Raw genomic sequence first — 9,116 nt, 5'->3', positions numbered from 1 at the left:
CAGTCAACCAGGTGGACTCGCGAGCCGACGTGGACATTCAGTTCACTGATGGCGTGCTGGTGGTGACGGCGACGAAGGACGACAAGCCCTACGACCTGAAGCACATGATCACTTTGCACATCCTGGTGCCTGACTCCCCGGTATTCGAAATGCCGCAGGAGGCCCCGCCGGCGCAAGAGCTTGCAATCCCCGAAGCCTGAACGAAGCCCGAACACCACGGCCGCCATTGAGCGGGCTTTTTCATCTGCATAAAAGAAAATTTATTGTTTGGAGGCGATGAGATAGATTTCAGAGTTAAGCTGCGGCCCCATCAAGGCAAACGGACTGCAAACTTTATTTTTGAATTGAAATTTTTTAATAATCTCATACATCAGTTGGCGATAGTCAAAGCCCGTATGATGAGGGTGATAACGAAGTCCGGCGGCGATTTCAATAGAAGGCCGAACGCTAAACCTACGGCCTAGGGTGCTTCTTAGAATGTTCCCTATCCTTGCGTCAAAATCTCCGCGCCGTCGAGCCATGCGGAAAAGACCCTTTGGCAGGGCAGGCAGTCCAATTTCGATAGGTACACCGACAATCATCCAGCCTCCGCTTTTGAGGATGCGATGTATCTCGTCAAGTGCGAACTGTCGCTCCACATCTGGAAGATGTTCAAATACTTCAAGGCAATAAACTACGTCCGCAGACCCCGAGCATATGTCGCTACTGCTGGCTGCAGTGGTTATGTTAGAAATGTTTCCTACCATATCTTTTGCTTCTTGTAGCAAATCGCCCGGTTCATAACACGTAATACTAGATTTTGGGTATTTCAGTGAAAGACGCATCGATAGCTCGCCGTTCCCTGCGCCGAAATCAACAATTGTGGGAGTTGATGTGGATAGAGAGGGCGGAAATAGTTTCATTGCATCTGCAAATCGATGTTCTTGAACGAATCGCTTTAGTCTGCTTCGATCTTTTAATGTTAATTCCGCATAGCTCATATGTACGCTACTCCTTTGAATTTTACAGACATCTGGATTCGCCGCTGCATGGGCGTAGCGACCATGCTGAACGCTTTTGGCGTTTTTATGCTGGTGATAACCCTGCTGGTTAATCTTGTCCGTTGGCGGCAAATTCGAGCCTTCGAACGTAATGAAAATAACTGACCGTCATTGTGCAGTTTTTTTGCGCATGGAGAAAGGTATGCCAATCACCGAGCAGCAGTTGCTGCAGATCCTCCCGAACGCCGGCCGCCAAGCCGGCGTTTTTTTACCTGTGCTGAATACGGCCATGACCAAGTACGGAATCGTCACTCGACTGCGCATCGCAGCCTTCATCGCCCAGATCGGGCATGAATCGGGGCAGTTCCGCTGGCTGAAAGAGTTGTGGGGGCCCACGGCGCAGCAGGCCGGGTATGAAGGGCGCGCCGATCTTGGCAATACGGTCAATGGCGATGGCTTCAAATACCGTGGCCGTGGCCTAATCCAAGTGACCGGCCGGGCCAACTATGCGGCGTGCGGCTATGCCCTGGGCCTGGATCTGATCAACAAGCCCGAGCTGCTCGAGCAGCCGCAGTACGCGGCAATGTCGGCGGCGTGGTTTTGGTCCTCCCGCGGGCTGAACACCCTGGCGGATCAGGGTGAGTTCACGAAGATCACACGGCGCATAAATGGCGGGCTCACAGGCAAGGCCGATCGCCAGGCGCTGTACGACAAGGCGCTGAAGGTGCTGGCGTGACGCCGGTGCAGAAGCTGGTCGGGATGGTTCTGCTGATCCTGGTGCTGATGGCGGTATCTGCTGGCGCCGCCTGGCAGGTGCAGGACTGGCGGATGGGCAAGCAGGTCGCCGAGCAGGCCGCCCTTCACAAGGATGACCTGTCATTGATCAGTGCCGCCGCCGCCAAGCAGTACCGAGACGAAACCGACAAGCGCCTGACCCTGGAGAAAACGCTCGACGGCCAAGACCAACAACACACCAAGGAGTTATCCGATGTCCAGCGCAACCAGGCTCGCCTGCGTGACCAGCTTGCTACTGCTAATGTCCGGCTGTCAGTCCTCCTTGCCGAGGATTCAGCCAGTGGCTGCGACGTGCCTACCGCCCCCGGCGCCGCCGGCGTGGTTCATGCAGTCCGTCGAGCCCAACTTGACCCAGCGCATGCTCAAAGAATTATCGCCATCACCGACGATGGGGATAACGGACTGATCGCGCTGCGGGCTTGCCAAGCGTACGTCAGGACGATCACATCTCGGGCGAAAAATTAGCGAATTTCCTACATTTCAGCTTTGGCTAGCGTGGTACAAGACGACCTATAAAAATAAGCAAGGAGCTTAATTATGGGGCTACGATGGACTGCGGTTACGCTAATGCTGATTGTTTGTTGGGCGCTTTTTTTGGCGCTTCTGATTCTTAAGCCCTTCATTAGAGTTTGATATTTCGTTCCGATAGAGTTTGCTCTATTCGGTCTTTTGATCGAGTGCAATTAGTCAGAAGTGGCAGCTACCGAACTCGCGTGCAACAGGCGCTGATTCTCCCTGAGCAGGTAGTCGCGCTGTTCGGCGACGAGCTTCATACCAAGAATGGCGGGCTCGGAACAACGTTCTTTGAGCTCTCCGATCTCGGCCAACGCCTTCTTTAGGACTGCCTGCGCCTCGGCCTTGCCGGTGGCCAGCGCGTCATTCATCTGGACCAGCCCGGCGATGTTCTTCCGGGCCTTGCGCAGCAGCGCCTGAGTCTCGCTGAGTTCGTCCTCGAGCAGAGAGCACTGGTGCTTGTACATTTCCAGGGGCGTAGGGCAGCCAAGCCACGCTGAGGTGTCTTCGTCGATGTGCATGGTGGGTAAATCCGAATGCTGTATGTGCATACAGTAATCGAGGTTTTGCCGTTGCGCGATTTGAGGCGACGAGAGGCGGTCAGTCCGGTGTCATGAGGACAGCTAGGGTCAGCTTTATGAACTCTTCGTTCTCGTCGATCGTGTGCAGGGCGCCGCGCACGTTCTCTGCGACTTCAGCGGAGCCGCGCTGCTCCACCCAGTTCGCTAGCTCCATGATGGAGGCTTCGAGGGCGAGTTGGTTTTCGTAGAGCTTCGAGAGCAGGGAAGGGATCAGGTCTGAATTTGGCATCGGTGTTCCTCCAGGGAGTGAACAGCGTACCAGTTGATGCGATTTAGGTGGTTTGTGTTCGGTCGGCAGGACGCCAGGGAGGGGGGTTATGCAGTTCCGGCATGAGGCGGAATTTCCCCGTTGGGACCACTTCTGGAACCAACGGGTGCATTTCTGTGCGTTACGGGTGATTACTCATGACGACTTGGCCCAGCAAACACTGATCATCAGCAATCACCGCCATGCATTTTATACTGCATGGTGATGTTAGCTGTGGAGATCAATTACTTTACCTATCAATGGGTTGCGAGCGTGGCGGCAGGAGCCTTCAGGCATGCGTCAACAGCGACATCAAGGCGCGAAACCCGGTCGCTGAGCAGAAAATTTTGGATGTGTGTTGGAATTTGGCGCGCATTGTCGCATATGTCAGGCGACAGTTGTATGGCGAGCGAGGGATGGTTTCATCAGCGTCTCCGGCATGGCCAGCCATAACAAGGCTAACGCCACCGCAGCGACGCCCGCCAGCGTCAGGAACGCCGCGTTATAGCCGGCCTGTTGCACGACGAAACCGGCCAGGCTGCTGCTCAGTGCGGCGCCCAGCCCAAACACCGTGGACAGCGCGCCGAGGCTGACATTGAAACGGCCAGTGCCCTGGGTCAGGTCTTTGACGATGACCGGGAACAGCGCGCCGAAAATCCCCGCGCCGATGCCATCGAGCATCTGCACGGCGACCAACCAATAGGGGTCGCTGGACAACGTATACAACACGCCGCGCAGCGGCAAAATCATGAAACCGGCCAACAACAGCGGCTTGCGCCCCCACAGGTCTGCCTTGAGCCCAACCAGCCACGCCATCGGCACCATCACCAATTGTGCGGCGACGATACACGCCGAGGTCAGCGGCGTGGCCATTTGCAGGTTGATCTGTGACAGCTTCTGGCTGACCAGCGGCAGCATGGCGGCATTGGCCAGGTGGAAAAGGGCGCAACAGATGGCGAACAGCAGCAGCGGGCGATTGCCCAGTAATACCTTCATGCCGGAGGGTTGTTCGTGATCGCGGGTGTGGGCCGGGTCAAAGCCCCGAGCGACCTCATGGTCTATCGCCTTGGCCGAGACGCAACTGACCGCCACAATACTGGCCAACGCCATAAAGGCCATCAGGTAGAACACCACCACCGGGCCGAACAGGTACGCCAACCCGCCGGCCAACAGCGCCGCCACGGCGTTGCCGGCGTGGTTGAAGGTTTCATTGCGCCCGGTACGGCGGGTGAAGGCGCGCGGCCCGGTAATCCCCAACGAAATCGCCGAAATCGCCGGGGCGAACACCGAGGCGGCGACGGCACTGGCGGCCTGGGTCAAGGCTACCCAACTGAAAGCGCTGACAAACGGCAGCGTCAGGCAACTGACCGTAACGAGGATAGCGGCCACGGCTATCACCGCACGTTTGCTGCGTGTGCGGTCAATCAGTGCGCCCGCCGGGCCCTGAGTGAGCAAGCCGGCGATGCCCGCGAGCGTCATCACCACACCGATGCTGGCCGGGTCCCATTTATGGACGGCCAGCAGGTAGATCGCCAGGTAAGGTCCCAGCCCGTCGCGGACGTCGGCCAGGAAGAAATTCAGGCTGTCCAGGGATAAGGTATTACGCAGGTCAGCGTGATTGGCCACGGCGAACTCTTCGGGAGGGGCGTTCAAGGGCTGAACACTCATTGGCTTAGTGACCTGTTGGCTTGTGGAGAAGTTTCGCTTCCGCGGAGGGTTCCGTCCGACAGGTAATTGGCTTATTTTCCGCAGATTGCTTTAACGACTATCTGGAGACGCAATGGACATGCCCTCAGCCCAACAGGCCATCGCCAGCAACAAAGACGCCTGGGATGCATCCGCCACGCTGCACAAAGACAGCCCTCACTGGAATGCACTGCTGGCCTCGATTGCTCACGCGGACTTTTCCTGCCTCGACCCGACCATCACTGCACTGCTGCAGGACGTCGGCGTTGCCGGCAAGGACGTGGTGCAATTGTGCTGCAACAACGGTCGCGAAAGCCTGTCGTTGTTCGCCTTGGGCGCGCGCGCCGTGGTGGGCGTCGATCAATCTCGAGCCTTTCTCCTGCAAGCGCGGGAACTGGCCGATGTTTCGCCCCACAGCCCGGAGTTTATTGAAGCCGATATCCATCATCTGCCTGAGGGCTTGCAGGGGCGTTTCGATGTAGCCCTGGTGACGATTGGCGTTCTGAACTGGATGCCGGATGTGGCGCTGTTTATGCGGCATGCGGCCAGTACGCTCAAACCCGGTGGCACCCTGGTGATCTACGAGACTCACCCGTTCCTCGAAGTGTTCGACCCGCGGGCCGCCAATCCGCTGTTGCCCACCAGTTCGTACTTCCAGCGCGATCCGTTCGTGTTACAGCAGTCGATTGTCTATGAAGGGCTGGACGAGGTTCCCGGGCCGACGTCTTATTGGTACGTGCATACCCTGGGCAGCATCGTAAGCGGGTTGATCTCGGCGCAGTTGCAGGTTGACCATCTGCGAGAGTATCCGCATTCAAATCGTGAAGAGTTGTATGACCAATACGAGCACCAACCGGCCCAGCTGCCCCTGTGCTTCACCTTGACCGCCAGCAAACGTCCCGTCTGAGCCGGTTGGCCGCGCAAAAAAAAGCCCGCGAGAAGAGGCGGGCCAAGTGATTCACTGGAGTAGGTAGGCCTCACCCTATAGGCCGGAAAGTGAAGGTCATGTGAAAACCGTGTCGCAAGTTCGGATGGCGCGTGCTTCAGGCTCGGCGTACAAACGTGCGCATGGTTTGCCCGGGCCCGGTGCTGAATACAGCCGGGCGCGGCATGCCTTCGTCCGCGGCGATAAACACAAAGTCATTCTTTTCCAGACGATAGCTGGCGGGCAAGGGCTTGCCGGCGTCATCGCCCATGGAGTCAACCCAGGTAATGCTTTTAGGTTGAGTGCTGCTGTCCAGAGAAAAGCTGCCGGCGAGCAATATTTCGCCACTGACGGTTCTCACTTCGAATTGATCCCCGCTAATCGTGGTAATCGCCCCTGGTGCGCTATGTGCATCAACTGGGTTGACCACGCCATTGTCTTCCAGGGATGTCTGCTCCCAAGCGCCCTGAAGCATTTGATAGTCCGGGTCTGACAGAGCTTGCATGCAAATTCCTTATTGCTGAAGGTTGAGGTGCCGTGTGAGCACAACATTACGGGGAGTGAATCGGCCAATGTGTAACTGTAACGCTACTGACAGGCGGCGCAAACAGCCTTTTTTTGTGGGCTGACAGCGATTTAGTCATCTATTGACTACGCTGGTGACATTCTTAGTCATACATAAGGGACGGCCTTGCCTGTTCATCGACATGAAACAGAAACAATCTCTAATAGCATCGGATTTTTCGCCATACCCAGTGGTCTGACTGCCATAGGTCATTCGTATTCAGGGCGTTGTCTCTGAGTTTCCATGCCTCTCGGGCTTCAAGTCCGAATTTCAGGGGCGGTGGCTTTCTATTGTCAACTTTAGAGTGTTCTTATTTTGAACCAAACTTCTCCGCTCAATTCGCCGGCAACGCCAGATGAAATTGACCTGTTTGAATTGTTCCATGCCCTGTGGCGGCAAAAAAAGTTGATAGTGGGTTGTACGATTCTTACAGGCCTACTGGGAGCGGGTTACGCGTTTATGGCGCCCAAGCAGTATGAGGTCAGCAGCGTGCTGCGGCCGGCGGCGATCAATGAGCTGGATGCGCTGAACCGCTCCGAGGTTTACAAACTGCCTGCCGCTGATGCGCTGGCGAAAGTAGGCGCGCAGCTGGATTCCTATGAGGCTCGCCTGGCGTTCTTTAAAAGTCATGAACAACTGTTCAATGCCTACCAGAAGCCGGGTCGCAGCCTCGAGCAGAGTTTTGAAGATTTCAATCGAAGCTCAATCAACGTGATCCTGTCGGACCCCAAGAAAGCCGATTCCCTGAGCAATTCTATCCGCCTGGAGTTGCAATACCCGGCTGGCGTCGACGGCGTTGCGATCCTCAATGGTTTTGTCGATTACGCCATTGCCGCGGAGCGTGAGCAAGTCGGCGCCGATCTCAAGGTGATCGTTAATAACCGCCTGAGCGAGCTCAAGGGCAAAATCGACGCCGCCCGTGCCAATTATGAAACGGAAAAGGAATCAAAAATCGCCACGCTGCTTGAGGCCGACAGGCTCAAGCGTGCCCGATTGCAGGATGAGCTCAGTGGGCTGCGCCTGCAGATGAAAATGGAGCGCACCGACCGCCTGGCAGAACTGGCCGAGGCGATCTCGATTGCCAAAACCATGGGCATCAGGAAGCCGACGACGCCATCGTCCATGGCCGATACCACGCGAGCAGGCTCAAATCAGGTGGTGCGCACCGAGATCAGCAACCAGAAGGTCCCGTTGTATTTCCTCGGCACTGAAGCCCTGGAAGCCGAGCGAACTGCCTTGCAACAGCGTACCAGCGATGACTTCACCAATAGCCGTGTCGCTGAAATTGGCAAAGAGCTTCAACTGCTGGAATCCAACCGTGAAGTTGAGATTCTGCAAAAACGTGGGAACGAAGATATCTTCTTGCGGGATGTCGAACCGCTTCGGGCGGAAGCCGCCAGGCTACGCGGCCTCAACATCGATATGAGCCATTTGAAGCTGGTGGCCGTCGACCGCCGCGCCCAGGAGCCGCTGGCCTCCATCAAGCCGAAAAAACTGCTGATCATCGCGGTGAGTCTGGTGATGGGCGTGTTCCTGGGCTTGCTGGTGGCGCTGATCCGTCACTTTATACTCGTGCACCGCCAGGCTGAACCGTACGCCTTTGTGGGGAGTGGCCGTTTCCAACGTGGCGAGCGCACAGACGGTCAGCCGCCGCGGTAAACACGCCTGCAATGGGCCGGTAACCAGGCCGGTCCATACTTGCTTATGACGTTTAGTAGACAGCTTTTCACAATTCTTAGTTAACCTTTGGTTACAAACTGTGGCTAAATAACCACCAATGGCATTGGTCCGGACAGTAAACCCGCGACTAACTGCCAATGTGTAATCGTGATTTCAGGTGCTGCTTACTTATCCTCGGCCGTTGTGGGCATGCAGGAGCAGCCTGTTCTCTTCTGACTTGTGACGAATCCCTTGAAACTCATCATTGTTGTTCTCTACGTTGCCTCCATTGCGTATGTTCACCTGCGTGGCAGGGTGCGACACAAGCTGGGCCGCCAGCTTAGCGACCACTCGACGTTCCTCGCGCCGGTCAACTGCTTCCTCTACATGTTTTCCAAGCAGCCAAGCCGTCCCTTTCTGTCGCCCAGCGATTTTCCGGACCTGAGCCCGCTACAGGAGCATTGGGAGGAAATCCGCCAGGAAGGCCAGAACCTGATGCGGGCAGGCGAGATCAAGCGCTCTGACCAGTACAACGACGTGGGTTTCAACTCGTTCTTCAAGTCCGGCTGGAAGCGTTTTTACCTCAAGTGGTATGGCGACAGTCACCCGTCGGCGATGAAACTGTGCCCGCGCACCACTGAACTGGTGCAAAGCATCGGCTCGATCAAGGCGGCGATGTTTGCCGAGTTGCCGCCGGGTTCCAAGCTGGTACGCCACCGCGATCCGTACGCCGGTTCCTACCGCTATCACTTGGGCCTGGATACACCCAATGACCCTGGCTGCTACATCAATGTGGATGGCGAAAGCTATTACTGGCGCGACGGCGAGCCGGTGATGTTTGATGAGACCTACATTCACTACGCGGAAAACACCACACCGCACAACCGCATCATTTTGTTCTGCGACATCGAACGCCCAATGAAGTACCGCTGGGCGGCGGCGTTCAACCGCTGGTTCAGCCGTAACGTGATGGCGGCTGCCGGTTCGCCCAATGATGATGGCGACAAGACCGGCGGCTTGAACCGCGCGTTCACGCGCCTGTACAAGATCCGTCTGCGTGGTAAAGAGCTCAAAAAGCGCAATCGTGCACGCTACTACCTGGAAAAATGGGCAATCTTCGCCGGTTTGGCGCTGATCTTTATCCTGATCTAAATCGCCCTGCGGG

At 56.5% G+C, this 9,116-nt stretch carries 10 protein-coding genes and 1 pseudogene; 6 read left to right on the top strand and 5 right to left on the bottom strand.

Translation table 11 applies throughout. The features are described from left to right. Positions 1-200 (top strand): annotated as a pseudogene (locus tag ACI77D_RS15890) (phage tail protein); the annotation flags it as partial. Positions 201-260: 60 nt separating this feature from the next. Here the strand turns inward: ACI77D_RS15890 and ACI77D_RS15885 are convergent. Continuing rightward, positions 261-1,112 (bottom strand): methyltransferase domain-containing protein, encoded by an 852-nt coding sequence (locus tag ACI77D_RS15885; protein WP_407016999.1) that lies wholly within the window; start codon positions 1,110-1,112, stop codon positions 261-263. Positions 1,113-1,182: 70 nt separating this feature from the next. Here ACI77D_RS15885 and ACI77D_RS15880 point away from each other — a divergent pair, with 70 nt between their 5' ends. Both ACI77D_RS15880 and ACI77D_RS15875 read left to right on the top strand, forming a co-directional pair. Further along, positions 1,183-1,716, top strand: coding sequence for a glycoside hydrolase family 19 protein (locus ACI77D_RS15880; protein WP_407016998.1), 534 nt, complete (start codon positions 1,183-1,185; stop codon positions 1,714-1,716). Then, positions 1,713-2,240 (top strand): lysis system i-spanin subunit Rz, encoded by a 528-nt coding sequence (locus ACI77D_RS15875; protein WP_407016997.1) that lies wholly within the window; start codon positions 1,713-1,715, stop codon positions 2,238-2,240. The genes ACI77D_RS15880 and ACI77D_RS15875 overlap by 4 nt, the downstream gene beginning before the upstream one ends. Before the next feature lie 218 nt (positions 2,241-2,458). Here the strand turns inward: ACI77D_RS15875 and ACI77D_RS15870 are convergent, their stop codons facing one another. The 3 genes from ACI77D_RS15870 to ACI77D_RS15860 form a co-directional block, all read right to left on the bottom strand. Further along, positions 2,459-2,809: a hypothetical protein gene (locus ACI77D_RS15870; RefSeq protein ID WP_407016996.1), complete on the bottom strand. Its 351-nt coding sequence runs from the start codon at positions 2,807-2,809 to the stop codon at positions 2,459-2,461. A 79-nt stretch (positions 2,810-2,888) separates the two neighbouring features. Next, positions 2,889-3,098, bottom strand: a complete 210-nt coding sequence (locus tag ACI77D_RS15865) for a hypothetical protein (protein WP_407016995.1) — start codon at positions 3,096-3,098, stop codon at positions 2,889-2,891. A 405-nt stretch (positions 3,099-3,503) separates the two neighbouring features. After that, positions 3,504-4,742 carry an MFS transporter gene (locus tag ACI77D_RS15860; RefSeq protein ID WP_064454930.1) on the bottom strand — a complete coding sequence of 413 codons (1,239 nt, stop codon included), beginning with the start codon at positions 4,740-4,742 and terminating at the stop codon, positions 3,504-3,506. Between the two features lie 154 nt (positions 4,743-4,896). Here ACI77D_RS15860 and ACI77D_RS15855 point away from each other — a divergent pair, with 154 nt between their 5' ends. Beyond that, entirely contained in the window at positions 4,897-5,709 is an 813-nt protein-coding gene (locus tag ACI77D_RS15855) for a bifunctional 2-polyprenyl-6-hydroxyphenol methylase/3-demethylubiquinol 3-O-methyltransferase UbiG (protein ID WP_064452277.1), read from the top strand. Positions 5,710-5,845: 136 nt separating this feature from the next. Here ACI77D_RS15855 and ACI77D_RS15850 read toward each other — a convergent pair whose 3' ends face one another. Then, complete coding sequence (locus tag ACI77D_RS15850) at positions 5,846-6,232, bottom strand: TIGR03067 domain-containing protein (RefSeq protein ID WP_262667869.1); 387 nt, start codon at positions 6,230-6,232, stop codon at positions 5,846-5,848. A gap of 375 nt (positions 6,233-6,607) precedes the next feature. On the opposite strand from ACI77D_RS15850, the gene ACI77D_RS15845 reads away from it, so the two are divergent. Both ACI77D_RS15845 and lpxO read left to right on the top strand, forming a co-directional pair. After that, positions 6,608-7,951, top strand: a complete 1,344-nt coding sequence (locus ACI77D_RS15845; protein ID WP_221294646.1) for a Wzz/FepE/Etk N-terminal domain-containing protein — start codon at positions 6,608-6,610, stop codon at positions 7,949-7,951. 252 nt (positions 7,952-8,203) lie between these two features. Further along, positions 8,204-9,103 carry a lipid A hydroxylase LpxO gene (lpxO, locus tag ACI77D_RS15840; RefSeq protein WP_064452280.1) on the top strand — a complete coding sequence of 300 codons (900 nt, stop codon included), beginning with the start codon at positions 8,204-8,206 and terminating at the stop codon, positions 9,101-9,103. The last annotated feature ends 13 nt before the right edge of the window (positions 9,104-9,116 follow it).

The sequence above is a fragment of the Pseudomonas sp. O39 genome, assembly GCF_045447295.1.
In the GTDB taxonomy this organism is placed as follows: domain Bacteria; phylum Pseudomonadota; class Gammaproteobacteria; order Pseudomonadales; family Pseudomonadaceae; genus Aquipseudomonas; species Aquipseudomonas antarctica_A.
Note: the sequence above shows the minus strand (reverse complement) of the source record. Positions and strands in the feature narration are given on the sequence as shown.

Coding starts and splice junctions, on each gene's coding strand:
- ACI77D_RS15880 (WP_407016998.1), top strand. CDS start 1,183: ATGCCAATCACCGAGCAGCAGTTGCTGCAGATCCTCCCGAACGCCGGC.
- ACI77D_RS15870 (WP_407016996.1), bottom strand. CDS start 2,809: ATGCACATCGACGAAGACACCTCAGCGTGGCTTGGCTGCCCTACGCCC.
- ACI77D_RS15865 (WP_407016995.1), bottom strand. CDS start 3,098: ATGCCAAATTCAGACCTGATCCCTTCCCTGCTCTCGAAGCTCTACGAA.
- ACI77D_RS15855 (WP_064452277.1), top strand. CDS start 4,897: ATGGACATGCCCTCAGCCCAACAGGCCATCGCCAGCAACAAAGACGCC.
- ACI77D_RS15850 (WP_262667869.1), bottom strand. CDS start 6,232: ATGCAAGCTCTGTCAGACCCGGACTATCAAATGCTTCAGGGCGCTTGG.